The sequence below is a fragment of the Desulfotomaculum copahuensis genome (genome assembly GCF_001655685.1).
Classification (GTDB): domain Bacteria; phylum Bacillota; class Desulfotomaculia; order Desulfotomaculales; family Desulfovirgulaceae; genus Desulfotomaculum_G; species Desulfotomaculum_G copahuensis.
On sequence record NZ_LYVF01000137.1, the window covers coordinates 50,597 to 68,271 of the forward strand.

The 17,675-nt window shown below is 56.1% G+C and carries 19 protein-coding genes and 1 tRNA gene; 6 read left to right on the forward strand and 14 right to left on the reverse strand.

From position 1 onward, the window contains the following. Window positions 1-31: 31 nt before the first annotated feature. The 3 genes from A6M21_RS08345 to A6M21_RS08355 all read right to left on the reverse strand — a co-directional run bounded on the left by A6M21_RS08345 (window position 32) and on the right by A6M21_RS08355 (window position 2,356). The gene (locus A6M21_RS08345; RefSeq protein WP_066667717.1) at window positions 32-754 is read right to left on the reverse strand and encodes an amino acid ABC transporter ATP-binding protein; all 723 of its coding nucleotides are present in this window, start codon (window positions 752-754) and stop codon (window positions 32-34) included. Next, a complete protein-coding gene (locus A6M21_RS08350; protein WP_066667718.1) occupies window positions 747-1,451 on the reverse strand; it encodes an amino acid ABC transporter permease in 705 nt (234 codons plus the stop codon). The genes A6M21_RS08345 and A6M21_RS08350 overlap by 8 nt, the downstream gene beginning before the upstream one ends. 71 nt (window positions 1,452-1,522) lie before the next feature. Further along, a complete protein-coding gene (locus A6M21_RS08355; RefSeq protein WP_066667720.1) occupies window positions 1,523-2,356 on the reverse strand; it encodes a basic amino acid ABC transporter substrate-binding protein in 834 nt (277 codons plus the stop codon). 263 nt (window positions 2,357-2,619) lie between these two features. On the opposite strand from A6M21_RS08355, the gene A6M21_RS08360 reads away from it, so the two are divergent. Then, complete coding sequence (locus A6M21_RS08360) at window positions 2,620-3,534, forward strand: DMT family transporter (protein WP_066667722.1); 915 nt, start codon at window positions 2,620-2,622, stop codon at window positions 3,532-3,534. Window positions 3,535-3,731: 197 nt separating this feature from the next. On the opposite strand, the gene A6M21_RS08365 is transcribed toward A6M21_RS08360, so the two are convergent. From A6M21_RS08365 to cysK, 5 genes are all read right to left on the reverse strand, one after another. After that, window positions 3,732-4,010: a DUF503 domain-containing protein gene (locus tag A6M21_RS08365; protein WP_345788091.1), complete on the reverse strand. Its 279-nt coding sequence runs from the start codon at window positions 4,008-4,010 to the stop codon at window positions 3,732-3,734. A 315-nt stretch (window positions 4,011-4,325) separates the two neighbouring features. After that, a tRNA-Thr gene (locus A6M21_RS08370) sits at window positions 4,326-4,400 on the reverse strand. Between the two features lie 41 nt (window positions 4,401-4,441). Next, window positions 4,442-4,996, reverse strand: a complete 555-nt coding sequence (locus A6M21_RS08375; RefSeq protein ID WP_151191860.1) for a methylated-DNA--[protein]-cysteine S-methyltransferase — start codon at window positions 4,994-4,996, stop codon at window positions 4,442-4,444. Window positions 4,997-5,037: 41 nt separating this feature from the next. Next, window positions 5,038-5,928 carry a DMT family transporter gene (locus A6M21_RS08380; RefSeq protein WP_066667971.1) on the reverse strand — a complete coding sequence of 297 codons (891 nt, stop codon included), beginning with the start codon at window positions 5,926-5,928 and terminating at the stop codon, window positions 5,038-5,040. Between the two features lie 56 nt (window positions 5,929-5,984). Next, window positions 5,985-6,905, reverse strand: coding sequence for a cysteine synthase A (cysK, locus tag A6M21_RS08385; protein ID WP_066667728.1), 921 nt, complete (start codon window positions 6,903-6,905; stop codon window positions 5,985-5,987). A 321-nt stretch (window positions 6,906-7,226) separates the two neighbouring features. On the opposite strand from cysK, the gene A6M21_RS08390 reads away from it, so the two are divergent. The 3 genes from A6M21_RS08390 (at window position 7,227) to A6M21_RS08400 (ending at window position 8,866) form a co-directional block, all read left to right on the forward strand. Further along, the gene (locus tag A6M21_RS08390; RefSeq protein ID WP_066667730.1) at window positions 7,227-7,667 is read left to right on the forward strand and encodes an Hsp20/alpha crystallin family protein; all 441 of its coding nucleotides are present in this window, start codon (window positions 7,227-7,229) and stop codon (window positions 7,665-7,667) included. A 201-nt stretch (window positions 7,668-7,868) separates the two neighbouring features. Beyond that, the gene (locus A6M21_RS08395) at window positions 7,869-8,345 is read left to right on the forward strand and encodes a ferritin-like domain-containing protein (protein ID WP_161486037.1); all 477 of its coding nucleotides are present in this window, start codon (window positions 7,869-7,871) and stop codon (window positions 8,343-8,345) included. A gap of 35 nt (window positions 8,346-8,380) precedes the next feature. Then, on the forward strand, window positions 8,381-8,866 hold the full coding sequence (locus A6M21_RS08400; RefSeq protein WP_066667740.1) for a ferritin family protein: 486 nt from the start codon (window positions 8,381-8,383) through the stop codon (window positions 8,864-8,866). A gap of 139 nt (window positions 8,867-9,005) precedes the next feature. Here A6M21_RS08400 and A6M21_RS08405 read toward each other — a convergent pair whose 3' ends face one another. From A6M21_RS08405 to A6M21_RS08415, 3 genes are all read right to left on the reverse strand, one after another. Further along, a complete protein-coding gene (locus A6M21_RS08405) occupies window positions 9,006-9,860 on the reverse strand; it encodes a thiamine pyrophosphate-dependent enzyme (protein WP_066667742.1) in 855 nt (284 codons plus the stop codon). Continuing rightward, the gene (locus A6M21_RS08410) at window positions 9,853-11,565 is read right to left on the reverse strand and encodes a 2-oxoacid:acceptor oxidoreductase subunit alpha (protein ID WP_161486038.1); all 1,713 of its coding nucleotides are present in this window, start codon (window positions 11,563-11,565) and stop codon (window positions 9,853-9,855) included. The genes A6M21_RS08405 and A6M21_RS08410 overlap by 8 nt, the downstream gene beginning before the upstream one ends. Window positions 11,566-11,874: 309 nt before the next feature. Continuing rightward, entirely contained in the window at window positions 11,875-12,447 is a 573-nt protein-coding gene (locus tag A6M21_RS08415) for a ferritin-like domain-containing protein (RefSeq protein ID WP_066667744.1), read from the reverse strand. Window positions 12,448-12,725: 278 nt separating this feature from the next. On the opposite strand from A6M21_RS08415, the gene A6M21_RS08420 reads away from it, so the two are divergent. Together A6M21_RS08420 and A6M21_RS08425 are read left to right on the forward strand one after the other, a co-directional pair. After that, window positions 12,726-13,967: a (Fe-S)-binding protein gene (locus A6M21_RS08420; RefSeq protein WP_066667745.1), complete on the forward strand. Its 1,242-nt coding sequence runs from the start codon at window positions 12,726-12,728 to the stop codon at window positions 13,965-13,967. Between the two features lie 408 nt (window positions 13,968-14,375). Further along, entirely contained in the window at window positions 14,376-15,404 is a 1,029-nt protein-coding gene (locus tag A6M21_RS08425; RefSeq protein ID WP_066667746.1) for a radical SAM/SPASM domain-containing protein, read from the forward strand. Window positions 15,405-15,512: 108 nt separating this feature from the next. Here the strand turns inward: A6M21_RS08425 and A6M21_RS08430 are convergent, their stop codons facing one another. The 3 genes from A6M21_RS08430 to A6M21_RS08440 all read right to left on the reverse strand — a co-directional run bounded on the left by A6M21_RS08430 (window position 15,513) and on the right by A6M21_RS08440 (window position 17,674). Continuing rightward, window positions 15,513-16,094, reverse strand: coding sequence for an NADPH-dependent FMN reductase (locus A6M21_RS08430; RefSeq protein ID WP_282434536.1), 582 nt, complete (start codon window positions 16,092-16,094; stop codon window positions 15,513-15,515). A 284-nt stretch (window positions 16,095-16,378) separates the two neighbouring features. Then, complete coding sequence (locus A6M21_RS08435) at window positions 16,379-16,804, reverse strand: universal stress protein (RefSeq protein ID WP_066667748.1); 426 nt, start codon at window positions 16,802-16,804, stop codon at window positions 16,379-16,381. A gap of 207 nt (window positions 16,805-17,011) precedes the next feature. Beyond that, the gene (locus A6M21_RS08440) at window positions 17,012-17,674 is read right to left on the reverse strand and encodes an FAD-binding oxidoreductase (protein ID WP_066667750.1); all 663 of its coding nucleotides are present in this window, start codon (window positions 17,672-17,674) and stop codon (window positions 17,012-17,014) included. Window position 17,675 lies beyond the last annotated feature (1 nt).

Genomic DNA, 17,675 nt, shown 5'->3' on the forward strand with positions numbered 1-17,675 from the left:
GCGGGGGCGGATTGCAGTCCAGGCGGATGACCTATAATATTTTACTTAAAAAGCTCTGCAACCGTTCGTTGCCCGGACGGCTGAAAATTTGTCCGGGAGCGCCTTCTTCCAGTATTTTCCCTTCATCCATGAACAAAACCCGGTCGCCCACTTCGCGGGCGAAACCCATTTCGTGGGTCACCACCACCATGGTCATGCCCTCCCGGGCCAGGTCTTTCATCACCGCCAGCACCTCGCCGACCATTTCCGGGTCCAGCGCCGAGGTGGGTTCATCAAAAAGCATTATTTTCGGACGCATGGCCAGCGCCCGGGCGATGGCCACACGCTGCTGCTGACCGCCCGACAACTGATCCGGATAAACATCCGCCTTGTCGCTTAAACCAACTTTGGCCAGCAGGTTGTAAGCCACCTCCCGGGCCTGCGCCCTGCTCATGCGTCGCACCCGCAGGGGCGCCAGGGTGATGTTTTCCAGCGCCGTTTTATGTGGGAACAGGTTGAAGCGCTGAAAGACCATGCCCACTTCCTGCCTGATTTCATTGATATTTGTTTTGGGATCGGTCAGACAAACCCCGTCCACCACCACTTCCCCGGCAGTCGGTTCTTCGAGCAGGTTCAAGCAGCGCAGGAAAGTGCTCTTGCCGGAGCCGCTGGGGCCGATCACCACCACCACTTCCTGCGGGGCAATCCGGCAGTCGATGCCGCGCAGCACTTCCAGCCGGCCGAAGTGTTTATGGAGGTTGGTTACTTTAATCACCGGTCTTCAACCTCCTTTCCAGGTAGTCCACCAGGCGGGAAAATGACAATGTCATGACCAGGTAAATAAAAGCCACCGACAGATAAATGGCAAAAGCTTGATAGGTTGCCCCCACAATGAGCTGACCGCGCCGGAACAGCTCTTCAAAACCAATCACGGACAACAGGGATGTGTCCTTCATCATGGCGATGAATTCATTGCCCAGGGGCGGGATGACCCGTTTGAAGGCCTGGGGCAGGATTACATAACGCATGGCCTGGGCGTTGGTCATGCCCAGGGAGCGCGCCGCCTCGGTTTGCCCTTTTTCTATGGACTGCACACCGGCGCGGAAAATCTCAGCGATGTAGGCACCGCTGTTCAAACTGCAGGAAATTACGGCTGCAACGAAAATCGGGATGTTATCAAAAAAAGGAGTAATTCCATACGCATACACCAGATAATCCTGAAAAGAACGCATGACCTGGGGAATACCGAAATATACAATCACAATCTGCACCAAAAGAGGTGTGCCGCGAAAAAAGTCCACATAACAGGTGCCCAGAAAACGGAGCAGCCGGTTTTTGGAAAGCCGGGACAAGCCGCCGATCAGACCCAGAATGCAGCCGATGGAAACGGCCAGGGCGGTGATTTCCAGCGTTTTCCCCGCCCCCAGCAATAGAACGGGCAGGGAATGAATGGCAATCTGCAAATTTTCCACTCCTTGATGCCGGACAGGAAATATGCGTAACACAGAGTGCTACGCATATTCAATGTCCAGCTGTTTTCTCTCTACTTGGCCGGCGGTTCCCCGGGCAGGAAGTCCGGCGGGGCCTGACCGAACCATTTCTTGTAAATTTCAGCAAACTGGCCGTTTTTCTTCAATGTTTCCAGCGCACTGTTTATTTTGGCCAGGGTTTCCGGTTTGCTCTTGGGCACAGCAATGCCGTAAACTTCACTGGTGCGCAGATCGCCCACCAGCTTGACATCTTTATTACCCTGCTTGATAAAGTAGGCGTTGACCGGATAGTCGTTGACCACGGCGTCCACATTACCGTTTTTCAAAGCCATAAAGGCTTCGTTGATTGTATTGTAATCGGTGACCTTGGCGCCGGGAATTTTCCGGGCTTCGTCGGCACCGGTGGTGGCGATCTGAACGCCGATTTTCTTCCCTTTCAGGTCATTCCATCCCTTGATCGAGTTGTTGCTCGCCTGTACGATGATGCTTTGACCGGACTGGTAATAGGGCAGGGAGAAGTTGACCTTTTTCTTACGCTCGGCGTTGATGGTCATCGCCGAAATGGCCGCGTCCACACTGGAGCTTTCCAAAGCCGGTACGATGCCGTCAAAGTTCATGCTGCGTACCTTGACATCCCAGTTGTTCACCTTGCCGATAGCATTAATGAGGTCCATGTCAAAACCGATATAGTTTCCGGTGCTGGTATCCTGAAACTCAAACGGGGCATAAGCTGTATCGGACGCCACCCGGACCACCTGTTTTCCCGTCGCCTGCTGTTCCCCGCCGGCTTTGTTCTGCGCCGCCTGCTGGCCGCCGCAACCGGCCGCCGCCAGGGCCACCGCCAGCACTACCAGGACGGTCAAGGCCCACTTGAAGCTTTTCTGCAATTCCACTACCTCCTCGGAAATCAGTAGAAGTTTTTCCGCCGGGGGAAGACCCCGGCCCGGGTTACGACCCGGACACTGGAACGGTCATTTTGTGCAAGGCCGCTATTATTAGCTCCGCAACACCTCCCGTTTCATTTACACAAACAATAAATTTTCGCTCCAAAACGAAAAAATCCTGCAAAGCAGGTTATAATTATTCAACATATTGACTACCTTTCAAAATGATGAGAGAATAAAAAAGATTCCGGGCGGGGGTGGCTGCATTGGCGGGAACAAAACAAATGCGGGCGGATCTGGCACTGCTGGCCGTCACTTTCATCTGGGGCGCCACTTTCGTGGTCGTACAGGATGCCCTGGGCGGCATCGGCCCTTACTATTTTCTGGCCCTGCGCTTTTTGCTGGCTTTTTTGTTTTTACTGGCTGTTTTTTACAAACAGTTCCAGTCGCTGGACCGGCCCACTTTAGCCGCCGGCACACTGATCGGCCTGTTTCTTTTCGGCGGCTACGCCTTTCAAACCGTCGGCCTGCAATATACCAGCGCCGCCAATGCCGGCTTTATCACCGGGCTTTCAGTGGTGCTGGTGCCCGTATTCAGCTCTTTGCTCACCCGGCGTTTACCCAACCTTTTTGTGGCCGGAGGCGTGCTCAGCGCCACTGTTGGTTTGGCCCTGCTTTCCCTGGGCAACGGCTTGCAGGTGAACTACGGCGACCTGCTGGTGTTTTTCTGCGCCGTCTGTTTTGCCATGCATATTATCCTGGTCGGTCACTACGCCGCTCATCACAATCCGGTCATACTGACCACCATTCAAATCGGCGTGGTTTCGCTGATCAGTTTTCTTTTCGGCCTGGGCCTGGAAACCATGCCCGCGCACTTCACCCGTCCCGTTTGGACGGCTTTCCTGATCACGGCCATACCGGCCACTTCCCTGGCCTTTCTGATTCAAAACAAGATGCAGCGCTTTACGTCGCCCACACACACGGCGATCATCTTTTCCACAGAACCGGTTTTTGCCGCTCTGGCCGCCTTCCTGCTGGCCGGCGAAATCCTCACCCTGCGCCAGTTGACTGGTTGCGCCCTGATCCTGGGCGGCATGCTGCTGGCCGAGTTGAAGGGCAGCCAGGGTGACACGCCGGCCCTGCCCGCCAAACAGGAAGAAAGCACTGCCGGCAGCCAGTGAACGGCGGCACAGCCGGCAGGGTACACGCCCGGACAGCCAACCCCGACACCCCGGCGTTCTGACGCCCGGGCGGCGTCAAAACGCTTCCACCGGCAACAAGCCCTTTTTAGGGTTACGTGCTGGGGGCAAGGCCGGCCGGGTTAAAATCAAGCGAAGCCGCAACCCGGCGCCGCGGCCTCACTTTAATACCACTAAATTCAAAGCAATTCCGTTTTCACATCCACCACTTCCACCGTTCCCAGGCCCTGCACAAAACGGATCACCGCTGCAAGGGTCCGATGAACATGGGCGCTTTCATTGCTGACAAAAGAAACACCCACCGTGGAAAACTGCCAGGCATCCTGTTTGCCTACTTCAGCCGCCGATACGTTGTAACGTGCCTTCACTTTGTCCAGCAGGCTTTTCAGCACACGCCGCTTGCCTTTGAGCGATGTGGCTTCATTAATAAACAGCTCCAGGGTGAGCAGCCCGACCACCAATGTGCAATTCCCCCCAGCCTTTTTTCTGCACAGTACTATACCTGTCTTACTATATATTCACCGGAAGTGGTTTTCATCCTGTTTTGCCTCTTTAAAAAGCTTCCGGGGCATTTGCCCGAAAGCAGCCGGCATGCTTACCTGGACATTTTCCAGCTTTTAGGGCAAAAGGACAAAAGCCCCTGGCACCAACCCGGGGTGATTATTTCCTAAACCATCTTCTTGTTATGATGTCAAGCATTTTTAAATAAGCCCTTCTGCAGAATTCGCCATAAAGCAAAGGAGCCGCAAACCATTGCGACTCCCTCGTTTTCCTGGAGCTGGTGGTCGGATTCGAACCGACGGCCTGCGCATTACGAGTGCGCTGCTCTACCCCTGAGCCACACCAGCACTTCCCCGTACCGGTTGATTATTCAATACGTCAGATATACTTACAAACCGGACGCGTCTATTATATTACCGCAAGCAGCCCTGTTTGTCAACCGGTAACGGCCGCCCGGACCGGGTTCCCGGCCTTCCAGCGCCAGCAGGCGGGATTTCAGGGCCAGGCCACCGCCGAAGCCGCCCGGTGAACCGTCGTGGCGCACTACCCGGTGGCAGGGAATCACCAACGGCACCCGGTTTTCCCCCAGGGCGCCACCCACCGCACGGATTGCCCGGGGACGGCCGATGGCGGCCGCCACCTGGCGGTAGGACCACAGTTCGCCATAGGCGATTTGGCGCACGAACTCCAGCACCTGCCGCTGAAACGGCGTACACCAGGAAATATCCACCGGAATACCGGCAAAAGACACCTCTTCCCCCTGGAAATAACGGTTGAGCTTTTCCTCCAGCGCTCCAGCCGGACTGTTAATACCGGCCTGTTCATAAACCGGCATTTCACCCGTGCTGACAAACATGCCCCTGATTGAAACCAGCGCTTCTTCCGGACTGGTGCGGGGAAAATCCAGGCCTCCCAGGCCACGCCCGGTCCAGGCCGTTGCCACCCAGCCCGCCGGCGTTGAGATTAAATAAATGCCCAATCATTTCACCCTTTCACGGCGGCGGCCCGGATGAAAATGCCCAGGCCGGCGATAATGACCAGCCCTCCGGCTAATTGCAGCGGAGAAGGAAGCTGGTGAAAAATAACATGGGCCAGGATGGTGGCACCCACCGGTTCCCCCAGGATGCTCACCGATACCACAGCCGCCTTGACGTAGCGCAATGCCCAGTTAAAAACGGTATGCCCGCAAATGGTGGGCACCAGCGCCAGCAGGATAAACCAAAGCCAGGTCAACGGCGGGTAGGGGTAGAGAGGCGTGCCGGTGAGCAGGCTGCCCAGCAGCAAAATTGCCGTACTGGTCCCGTAAACGAGAAAAACATAAGGCAGCAGGGAAAGGTGATGCCTCAAACTGCGGCCGATCAGCACGTAGCCGGCAATAAAGACAGCACCGGAAAAGGCCAGCACATCCCCAAACAGGGCGCGGCCGCCCACCTGGAAATCGCTTACACCGACAACAACACTGCCGGCCAGGGCAAGAAGTGCCCCCAGCAACCCCGGGCGGGCGATCTTTTCTTGAAAAAGCAAATAACCCCCGGCAACCACGAACAAGGGCTGCATGGTCACCAATACGGTGGAACTGGCAATGGAAGTATAATTCAGCGAACTGATCCAGGCGGTGAAATGCAGGGCCAGCAGGACTCCGGCCAGGCCGGCCAGAGCCATGTCCCGCCTGTTCATCCGCCGCAGTTCATGCCGCCCGGAAGCCAGCGCCGGCGGGGCGAGCATTATTACAGCAAACCCCAGCCGGTAGAAGGCGATGACCATGGGCGGCGCGGCAGCCAGTTTGGTAAAAATGGAGGCAAAGGCAATGCCGGCTATGCCGAGCAAAATGGCCAGGTAAGGATTGATCAGGGGTTTTTCCGGACCACTGGCCATTGCCCCCGGACATCCCTGAATCTGACACGGATCAATTATTTTGGCCCGTATGTTCATTACAAAAACAACTCCGTGGACAGATACCGCTCGCCTGTATCTGGCAACAGCACCACCACCGTCTTGTCCCGGTTTTCCGCCCGGCCGGCCACCTGCAGGGCGGCCCAGACAGCCGCCCCGGCGGAGATGCCCACCAGCAGCCCCTCCTCCCGGACCAGACGGCGGGCGGTATGCAGGGCGTCTTCATCCCTTACGGGGATGATTTCATCCAGCAAGCCGGCGTCCAGCACCTCCGGCACAAAGCCGGCCCCGATCCCCTGTATTTTATGCGGTCCGGCATGACCCCCGGAAAGCACCGGGGATGATGCCGGTTCCACCGCCACCGCCCGCAACCCCGGCCGCCGCTCTTTGAGCATCCCGGCCACACCGGTAATGGTGCCGCCGGTGCCCACCCCGGCCACAAAAAAATCCACCTGCCCGCCGGTGTCCCGCCAGATCTCTTCAGCCGTGGTGGCCCGGTGAGCGGCCGGATTGGCCGGGTTGGCGAACTGCTGCGGGATATAGGAGTTGGGATGCTCCACAGCTATTTCCCGCGCCCGGCGGATGGCGCCGGACATGCCCTCCGTCCCCGGGGTGAGCACCACTTCCGCCCCGTAGGCGGACAGCAGGCGGCGCCTTTCCACGCTCATCGTTTCGGGCATGGTCAGCACCAGCCGGTAACCCCGGGCGGCGCAGACCATGGCCAGGCCGATGCCGGTGTTGCCGCTGGTGGGCTCGACAATCAATGTGTCTTTGTTGATCAAACCATCCCTTTCCGCTTCCCGGATCATCCGCTCGGCAATGCGGTCCTTGACACTGCCGCCGGGGTTGAAATACTCCAGCTTGGCCACCACCGCGGCAGGCAGGCCAGCGCCCACCCTTTTCAGCCGCAACAGGGGTGTGCCGCCAATCAAATCCGTGACACTTTCATAGATGGGCAATAAGATCCACTCCCGAACGTATTTGGTAATATAGTTTCACTTTATCATTTGATCATGTCCCGGTCAAATGAAATATAACAAAGTTATATTTCTAAAAAAATGATAAATAAAATGTATAATTTCCCGCTCCAACGAGAGAGAAGCAGTAAATTTGCAAGAATAAGACATAATTAATCGCCGCTACCGATTATCATTATTGACTAATATATTGGATTATATTACCATTATAGTTAAAGATAATATAACCGGGCGGTCTAAAGGAAGCAATGCTTAACCGGCTTTTTGCGCTGTTCAATCATATTTAAACAAGGGGGAATTGAAGTGCAATTGGTGCCCTGGAATCCATGGCGGGATCTGCAGGAAGTACAGGAAGCATTTGACCGCGCTTTCGGTCAAAAGATGCGCCAATGGCAATTGCCCGCCCTGGCTGCATCGTGGCGTCCGGCAGTGGATGTCATCGATGGAGAGGATAAATTAATTGTCAAAGCCGAGTTGCCGGGTGTAAAAAAAGAGGACGTCTCCATCCTGGTTTCCGAGGATCAGATTTCTTTAAAAGGCGAGATAAAACGGGACGAAGAGGTCAAAGAAAAAGACTATTTCCGGAGCGAACGCTTTTACGGTTCATTCTCCCGTACCATTCCCCTGCCTGCCCCCGTGGACCAGTCCAAGGCCAAAGCCACGTTCAACGAGGGGGTTCTGGAAATCTCCCTGCCCAAGGCGGGCGGGGACAAGCCCAAACAGGTCAACGTGAGCATTGAATAAACCAGGAAACCGGACCGCCCGAACCGTCATTGTCAGGTCTTACGGCCTGATGCTTTTTTCTTTTTCCGGCTTACTTCTTCTTAAAAGAGGAAATAATTTATGGCTGCCGGAAGGAAAAAACAAGGCTTAGAGAGAATAAGAATTATAAGCATATTTGAGATATATTTTGCAAAAAATATTCAAGCTGGAGGTATGCACATCATGTGGTATTTTCGTGCCAAGGAAATAGTTGAATTCGGCCGCCGGGTGGAAAAAAACGGTCTCGCTTTCTACCGGACGGTGGCTGAAAAAACGGCTGATGCCGGCGTAAAAGAAATTTTTAATTACCTGGCCGCCGAGGAAGAAGAACATGAAAGGATTTTCGCCGCCATGCTGCCCGGGCTGGAAGACTACAATCCGCCCGAAAGCTATCCGGGCGAATACCAGGATTACGTCAGGGTGCTGGTTGACGAACACGTCTTTTCCAGCGATACCGACCCGGTGGCGCTGGCGGCCAAAGTCAACAATGCGCTAGAGGCGCTTAATCTGGCCATCGGATTTGAAAAGGATTCCATCCTGTTCTTTTATGAGCTGCGCGGCCTGGTTCCGGAAAGGGAACGCGCCACGGTGGATAAACTGATTCACGAAGAACAAAAGCATATCCGGAAGCTGGCTCAATTCAAAAAAGAACTGGCCTGAGTGGGAAAAAACTTATATCGAAGGGGTTGAATGCTGTGCCGGAAAATGAATTGAATCTGTTAAAAACCGCCATCCTGAACGAAATGGAGGGCCACCAGTTTTACACCCTGGCCGCCCAACAGGTCAAGGATACCGACACAAAGCAGGCTTTATTGTTCCTGGCCGAAGAGGAAGAAAAACACAAATCCTGGCTGCTCAACCTGTACCGGAACATTGCCCGGAACCAGCCTCCGGATCCGTCCGCTTTCCGGGATATACCCTCCCCGGGCATTTTTGAGCCGGGAAAGGTGAAGCCGGAATCCGGTTCGCTGGAAGTATCCGTTTTCCGTATCGGCATTTTAATGGAAAAGGCTTCGGTCGACTTCTACCGCCGGGCGGCGGCGGAAAGCCGCCGTGATGATGTCAAAAAACTGTGCGCCCGCCTGGCCGAATGGGAAACCGGCCACCTGGACATGCTGGAAAAAACTTACGACTATCTGAAGGAAGAATGGTGGGAAAAGCAGGGCTTTTCGCCGGCTTGATATTAAAACGCAGTCAACACCAGCGAATGATTTAAAAATATCCTGCTCAAAAGCCGGAAACCGGGGCAATCCCGGCTTCCGGCTTTTTATTTCATTTGGCGGTTGCCCCCGGTTTTTCCCCATGCCCCACGCCCCGCGATCAACAAAAACTGTCCAGCAGGGCATCCAGCTCCGCGGCGGCCGGCAACTGCCGCGCAACCAGGGGAGCCTGCCGCAACGCCGCAAAGTGGTCTTCAAATACCGGCCGCTCCTGGCGGAAAATAACGCCGGTGGGAATGCGCTCACCCCACTCCAGCGATTTTTGGAAGGCGGCCATACGGTCCGCCGGATCGTAGCCGGTTTCCTCCAACCGGTAAACCCGCCGCCGGTACCAGTCGAAAGTGTTTACCTTGTTGAAACTCACACAGGGCTGCAGGATATCCACCAGGGAGAAGCCCCGGTGGGCGATAGCCTGACGCATAATTTCCGCCAGATGCTCAACGTCGCCGGCAAATCCCCGGGCGGCAAAGGAAACATCCAGCGCAACAGCCAGGGCCAGCGGGTTCAGCGGTTCGTTGTATACCCCGCCCGCTTGCAATTTCGTACGCATGCCCAGATCGCTGGTCGGTGAAGCCTGCCCCTTGGTCAGTCCGTAAATCTGATTGTCGTGCACAAAGACTGTGATGTCCGGGTTGCGCCGGATGGCGTGAAGCAGATGGTTACCTCCCTCGCCGTAACAGTCGCCATCGCCGGTGGTGACGATCACCGTCAGCTCATGGTTGCACGCCTTGGCCGCCGTAGCCGCCGGCAGCGCACGCCCGTGCAGGCCGTTGAAATAGTTGCAGTTGGTATACTGGGGCAATTTGGCCGCCTGGCCGATGCCGGACACCAGCAATACCTGGTGCGGTTGCAGATCCGTGCTTTCCAGCGCCTGTTGCAGCGCCCGCAAAATGGAGAAATTGCCGCACCCCGGGCACCAGGCCGTCTGCCGCGCCGTCATGAACCGCTCAGTCATTGGCCGCTCCCCCTTCGCGCGTTATTTTTTCAAAACGTTCCACTATATAGCCCGGGGTGAAGGGACGCCCGTCATAACGGTTGATCAGGTGCTCCGCCCGGCGGCCGGTCTGCGCCGCCAGCAGGCGGGCCAGTTGCCCGGTGTAATTGCCCTCCACCACAATCAGCCCGGCGCCGGCCGGCCAGTCGGCCAGCACCCGGCCGTCCAGCGGCCACAGGTCACAAAGGCAGCGCATTTGTACCCTTTCCCCACGCCGTTGCAGTATGGCACAGGCCCCGGCCAGGGCGCCCCGGGTGGAGCCCCAGCCCAGCAGCACCCAGCGGGCGCCGGGATCACCGGCTATTTCCGGCGGCTGCAAGGCGGCGGTCATAGCCGGCTGCTTGCCCAGGCGTTTTTCCACCATACGGCGGCGGGTAGCCGCGTCCTCAATAATCCGGCCGTCTTCGCCGTGTTCGTCCGAATCCAGGGTGACCGCCGCACCAGGCGTACCCGGCACGACCCGGGGGGAAATGCCGTCCGGAGTGTAGCGGTAACGCCGGTAAGTCCCGCCGGCGGGTATTGACGACAGGTGCCGCTCCACCGTGACCCGGCTCAAATCAAACCGTTCCACAGTGGTGTAGGACTCGCCCAGGTGCTGGTCGGTGAGAATAATCACCGGCACCTGGAAGCGTTCGGCCAGGTTGAAGGCGCGCACCGTCAGGTAAAAGGCCTCTTCAATGGTGCGGGGAGCCAGCACGAAGCGCGGGAATTCCCCCTGGGCGGCATGGATGACGAATTCCAGATCACCCTGCTCGGTGCGGGTGGGCAGTCCGGTGGCCGGTCCGGGACGCTGGGCGTTGACCGCCACCACCGGGGTTTCAGTCATGCCGGCCAGTCCCAGTGCCTCCACCATAAGCGAAAAGCCGCCCCCGGAGGTGGCCGTCATCGCCCGCACACCGGTGTAAGCGGCGCCGATGGCCATGTTCACGGCCGCGATCTCATCCTCGGCCTGCTCCACCACCAGGCCGAACTTTTCCGCCTGACCGGACAGAAAGGTGATCATGGGCGTGGACGGACTCATCGGATAAGCGGCCATGAATTTGCAGCCGGCCGCCAGCGCCCCCAGGGCCACCGCCTCGTGCCCGTTGATGAACAGGCGCGGCGCCGGCATAGGCGGCGGCGGGTCCACGGACAGCGCCGGACGGCTCTGGCGTGCCAGGGCGTGAGCGGCGGCGGCCACCCGGGCGTTGATCCGTCCGGCCTCCGGGCCGAATGTCTCCTGCAACAGCTCTTCCAGCGGTTCCACCGTCTGGCCGAGCAGTGCCAGCACGGCGGCCGTGGCGGCCGCGTTGGCGTAAATTTTATTCCCGCCCTGTTCCATCGCCAACTGCATCAAAGGCAGGGCCAAAAACCGCGCATCCCGGCGCGGGTGTGCATCCATGGCGCTGTCCACCAGCACCACTCCGCCGGGAGTCACCTCGTCCAGGTGCAGATCGACGCCGGCCCGGTCCAGGGGCACCAGCATGTCCACTGCATCGGCGGCGGCGCCCGCCGGCGCGCCGGCCACCCGCAACTGGAAAAAGTTGTGCCCGCCGCGGATGCGGGATTCATTGTCCTGATTGGCAAATACATAATAGCCCCGCCGGGCGAAATACTTGCCCAGCAACTGGCCGATGGACTGCAGTCCCTGCCCGGCCTCGCCGGTGATTTTTATGGTCAGATCCAAAACAATCCCCCCTTGGGCAATCAATATGTCAACAATTTATATTAAGCAAATTGCGCTAAATTCCTGCTACTTCTAAAAATATTAATTATCGCTTTTATTATAGCGAGAAATAGCGGGGGATTCCCCGGTACTTGGCAAACCGGCGCAACCGGCACCGCCGGCCGGGATGCCGCGGCCGGTGCCGGTTGCGCTCATTGTCATGATTGCCGCGCCGGGCAACCGCCTCCGGCCCGGATAGCTATCCGGCCGGTGAGACCAGATGCAGGCTGGCTGAATGACAATGGAAAGTGAGATTATCAGAGCAACACGTTATTTGTGACATGCATTTAACGAAAACAAGTAATTCCATTTAGAGGCGTGCTTTAATTCGTCAGTATAAATTTCGGTAAGTATGTTTCTATATGGTATAAATTCGAACCCGAACAAGATTTTACGGTATCTTTCCACCGCCGCGAGTTCCCCGAAAAGTGCTCTTGAAATACCCTCGCAATAACTGTCCGGTCTTTTAAATGTCACCTCGGAGGCCGGGGGGATATCCCGTCCGGTAAGCTCCCAATATAATTCTTTAAACAACCTGAAGTGTTTTCTTTCATCATCCCGGATGGAGGAAATGACGTCCCGCTGGGCAGGCGGCGCTACGCTGAGCAGATAGTCATAAAACAATTCGTCTTCCCTTTCAGAGCCAACTGACTTTGCGATCAAGTCAACTGCTTCCGGAAGCGCGTAAATGGAAACATATTCATATGTCGGATGGTATTTGTAAACCACACCGGGGTAACCAGGGTAAGGCGACTGCATTGGATAGTTCGGGTTATTACCCGGAGGATAATGAAAAATTGCTGCGCCGGCACTATCGTTATTTCCTTTAGTGGCATCGGACACAAAAAAACCCCCTTTCTGTTATTATTATCAATAATATTCATTTACAGAAAAAATGTTCCAGCGTGCCGGTATCCCATATCCCCAAAAAAGATATGCCAAAAAACGGCGTCAAATATAGCCTGAAAAAGAGTATTTTAAGAAAATTTCCGTAAAAGCAAAGACGGGACGCAAATTCTATCAGAACAAGTGGAAAAAGCTTTAAACAGGGAATTATGCTTATAGAAAAACTAACCGGTAACAATTATAATTAGTATAAATTATAAAGAGGGGGAAATTCATTGAATACGATCATTGCCAACAAACTGAATCCCGGATTACGCCAGGAGATAACCTCCAAGTTTATCACGACTCCAAACCCGGCCGATTTTTCCAATTGCCTGACCTGCGGGGTCTGCAGCGCGGGCTGTCCTTTCAACGGCCTGCATGATGAAATGGACCCGCGTAAATTTATCAGAAAGATCCTGCTTGGTATGCACGACGAAGTACTGGATTCAAAGTTTTTGTGGAACTGTACGATGTGCGAACGGTGTACCATGGAATGTCCGATGAATGTAAATATCGCCGGACTGGTCAGAACGGTCCGGGGCATGCGTGTCGGCGAGGGGGAAAGAGCGCCCGGTTTTCTTCAGGATGTCGTGGAGGCGCAGCTCAAAACGGGCAACCAGATGGAAGTGACGCGGGAGGATTATCTGGAAACGCTGGACTGGATGTCCGAAGAACTGGTCTCCGAAGTGGGCGATCCAAACGCCGCCATCGTGGTAGACAAAGAAGGGGCGGATTATTTATTTTTCTGGGATCCCCGCGAAATCAAGTATTATCCACAGGACATCCTCAGTATCGCCAAGATTTTCTGGGCGGCAGGAGCCAACTGGACGTGCAGCAGCAAATGGTGGGACGGTACCCATTACGCACTTTTCAGTGGTGACGATGAAACCTCACGTATTCTGGTACAGCGGACCATGGACGAATACATCCGGCTGAAGGCAAAGATGGTCGTGGTTACCGAGTGCGGTCACGCCATGCGGGCGCAGCGCTGGGGGCGCAAAGTGTGGCTGGGGGCGGATTACCCGGTTTACAGCATTCTCGAATTAATTGCCGACTGGATCAAGGAAGGGCGGATCAAACTGGACCCGTCCCGCAACCGGGAACCGGTAACCCTGCACGATCCCTGCAACCTGGTGCGTAAAGAAGGGCTGGTCGAGGTTCCCCGTTATGTAATCCGGCACGCTGTCACGGAGTTCCGGGAAATGTGGCCCAACGGACGGTATAATTACTGCTGCGGCGGTGGCGGCGGCGCTTTGGCCTTCGGCGACGAATACCGTCCCGCCCGGATGGAAAAAGGCAGGCTGAAAGCGGAGCAGATCGAAAGAACGGGGGCGAAAATAGTCCTTTCCCCCTGTCATAACTGTTTTGACGCCCTGGATGACATCATCCGGTATTACAAACTGGACGTAAAAGTGAAGCATATTCACCACATGGTCAGCAATGCGCTGGTTATTCCGGGTAAGGAGCAGGCTTAACCAGGTTTATCGCGGCCATTAACGCCGGCAGGTTGATCTGGAACGGGATAAAATAAAAAATTTTTATGTTTGGCAGGATTTTGATTAGCTTTTATAGTAATTATCAATAGCCAGTCAAAAAATACCTTTTCCGGAAAGGAGAGTGGATCATGGCGGACAAAACATGGCGTGGCACACCTTCAGACAAATTGAAAGAAAAGGAAGCAGCCCTGTGGGTCCGTCGCCGCGAGGCCCTGGAGCGGGAGCAAACAAGTGCGGGACGGCGCCTTTGTCACAAATGAAAAAGCTGAAAAGCTTAGCGAGTCGCTTGGTAAGCGGCTTTCATGCGCTGGATGGTTCAACATTGATGGCCTCAAGAAGAGAAACCCTCTTCTTGAGGCTAAAACTATACTGAAAGGCGGCCCGTCCGTGAGGCAGGAATTTTTCGTCCAGTGGCACCTGACTGAAAGATGCAACCTGGCCTGCCGGCATTGCTACCAGCGGGATGCCGGTTATCCGGAACTCTCCTCCGGGCAAATACTGGAATACCTGAGAGAAATAAAAACCACCCTGGACGACTGGACTGCGGAATACGGCCTGGGTTTCGCACCTTCCGTCCATTTTACCGGCGGCGAGCCCGTTCTCTTTGACGGTTTCCGGAATTTGGCCGGTGATGCCGTCCGCCTGGGTTACCGTGGCGCCGTAATGACTAACGGCACACTGGTCAATGAAACCATTGCCCGGCAGTTGGCGGAAACGGGGTTGGCTGAAGCCCAGGTAAGCCTGGAAGGGCTTGAAAAAACACATGATTCCATCCGCGGACGGGGAACCTTTGCCAATGCGCTGGCCGGAGCCGCTCATTTGCAACGGGCCGGCCTGACGGTAAACTTTAACGTCACCCTTTCCCGGATCAATGCGGAGCAGGTGGAGACACTGGTGCACCTGGCCGCCTCCACAGGGGTTTCCCGCATCGGTTTCGCCCGCCTGGTGCCCTCCGGCCGCGGCGGCGCACTGGCCCGGGAAATGCTCGGCGGCGAGGAATTGCGCGCCGTTTATGCCCGGCTGAACGCCCTGGACGGCAGCGGGGTGACCGTAACAATCAATGACCCGCTCACCTGCCTGTGCGGCGAAGACGATGATCGCTCCGGACCGGGGGAGATCCCTTTGGGGGGATGCGCGGCCGGCATCGGCGGTATTACGGTAATGCCCGACGGCACGGTGATGCCCTGCCGGCGCATGGAGCTGCCCATCGGCAATTTGCAGCAAACCTCCTTCCGGGAATTGTGGGTGGGTTCCCCGGTGCTGGAAAACCTGCGTAACCGGCACCATTATTCCGGACGGTGCGGCCGGTGCCGGTTCTGGTCGCATTGCCGCGGCTGCCGTGCCGTAGCCCGGGCAACCGCCTCCGGCCCGGAAAGCTATCTGGCCGATGATCCCCAGTGCTGGTTGACGGAGTAGCTAAAAACGGCAACCTTTTTGTTTTGGCTACCGCCCGGGGCATCAATAGCCGGATTGGCAATATAACAGTTGAGCGAACAGATCGCCATATCAGGACATGATCTTCAATTAATTTTTTGCCTGTAATTTGTTTGTCCAGGTCCGCAAAGCCAACAGCAGCCTGCGAATGCTTTCCCGGGTACGGTCATCGGTCAACCGGCCGTTTTGATCAAATTTGGTCTGGGCGGCAGGTATGAAGACCTCCGGGCTGTTGAGCGGGTACATGTCCAGAATAACGCAAACCTGGCGCAGGTGGTATTGCGCCCGGGCAGTTCCGAAATAACCGGAGGAAGCCCCCATAAAAGCCACCGGTTTTCCGGCCAGCGGAGACTGGCCGGGCGGACGGGAGGCCCAGTCCAAAGCGTTTTTCAACACCCCGGGAATGGAATAGTTGTACTCGGGCGTGACGATGAGCAAAGCGTCCGCGGCAGCTATGCGTGCCTTGAATTCCTGCACCGGCGCGGGGAAGCCTTCCGCTTCCACGTCTTCATTGTAAACTGGAACCGGGGACAAGTCGAATGTATCCATGGTCATGCCCTCGGGCAGAAGTTCCCCGGCTGCCCGCAACGCCGCCCGGTTGTAGGAATGCTTGCGCAGGCTGCCGGCAAAACCGAGGATATGAACCACGTTATCTGATATGTTGGCGGTCAAATAGAATACCCCCATTGCAAATCCAAGTTTTATACTGTCGGCAGGCAAAAACAAATCAGCCTGGTTACTGAAGCAACGGCACGAATCCTTTTAACAAAACAGGCATGTAACCGGTTGCGGAATCAATGGTGAAACAAGCCTCCGGAAACCCATGCCCTATAAATTTAGCGCCATAAAAGAATCATGTTCAATTTTACCGGGTTTGATAACTGCTGATTTGAATCAGCCGGGCGATTTTCATGCTTCCGCCGGAACCGCACGGCAGCAGGCCAGTCTCCCCTCCGTTACTTGACGATGGTCACCGGCACTTTGACGCCATGCAGCACTTTATAGGCGACACTGCCCAAAATCATGGCCGAAAAGGCGCTTAATCCCCGGCTGCCCATGACCACCTTGTCAATGCCGTTTTCATTGACATATTTGATGATTTCCCGTCCCGGATCGCCGGTGCGCAATTCGCTGTTCACCGTAACGCCGGCCTCATCGAAAATCTTTTTGGCCTCGTTCAGCTTTTCTGCAAACTGTTCACGGCACCTCTGGTTTAACACGTCCTGCTCGACTATCCCCCCGCCATAATAAACGGCGTCATAATCACAAGCCACCGCCAGCAGGGACACTTCGACCAATGAATGGGTTTTGGCCATTTGCAGAACATATTGGGCCGCCCGCAAGGCATTTTCCGAACCATCCACCGGAACCAGCACTTTCATTTTCATCCGCCTCCTTAATAATAATTTTTACGATTATAATATATAATCATTTTTTTGACAAGCCCGTCAGGCCGGGCACAATGCTGACGCATCAAAAGCAGTTGCGGCCCCGGCCATTAAAGGAACTTGTATTTTTGCCCAAGTAAATTTGCGCCGCATCCTCAACATTAGAAATGCCACGCCTGCGGCTCGTCCAGCAGCACCGGGCTAATCACCCGCATGCAGTTTCACGTAAACTCCGGTGATCACAGCAGAAAGGTGTTCTCCTTTGGTCAACAGGTAAGTCAGTTGGTACTCGTCCAGATCCCTGGTTCCCTCCCCGCCGATGCTGGTCAGTTCCCCGCTGGAGAGAACCACTTCCAGGCCGTGAATGTGATCGGCGACACAGCCGGTGATGCCGCAGCGGGCGCAATTGCCGACGAAACAGGCCGCGGCCGCCTGCGGCCCGGCCGGGCAGACAACGCCCGCGCGTTCCGCCTCCCGTTTAATCCCATCCACTGTCGCCCCCGGTTCGGCCAGCAGGGAAAGACACTCGCGATTCACATAACGGACGTCTTTCATGTGCTCCAAAGAAATGGTGATCACAATGCCGGCCGGTCCGGCGGCTTTTTCCGCCGCTGCGCGGTTCACCAGCGGGAACCAGGCATCCGGCGGCGCGCCGGCTTCCCGGACAAGCACCGGCACGTTTCCCCTCCTTGCCATCTCGATGATCTCCCCCACCGCAGCGGCGCTGGACGGGTATACCGTCACGCCGCCGGTTTGACCGTCCGGAGGGACACTGTCCGGGGGTGTTTCCAGCCGCACATTGGCTTCGCCGGCAATGCGCCTCAATCCGGCCAGAATTTCTGCCGGCAATTGAGCGGGAATCATC

Excerpts from the sequence above, each read along its gene's own strand:
- A6M21_RS08380 (WP_066667971.1), bottom strand. The coding sequence starts at position 5,928 with ATGGCCAGTGGTCCGGAAAAACCCCTGATCAATCCTTACCTGGCCATT.
- A6M21_RS08395 (WP_161486037.1), top strand. The coding sequence starts at position 7,869 with ATGTGGTATTTTCGTGCCAAGGAAATAGTTGAATTCGGCCGCCGGGTG.
- A6M21_RS08405 (WP_066667742.1), bottom strand. The coding sequence starts at position 9,860 with ATGACTGAGCGGTTCATGACGGCGCGGCAGACGGCCTGGTGCCCGGGG.
- A6M21_RS08435 (WP_066667748.1), bottom strand. The coding sequence starts at position 16,804 with ATGAAAGTGCTGGTTCCGGTGGATGGTTCGGAAAATGCCTTGCGGGCG.
- A6M21_RS08440 (WP_066667750.1), bottom strand. The coding sequence starts at position 17,674 with ATGATTCCCGCTCAATTGCCGGCAGAAATTCTGGCCGGATTGAGGCGC.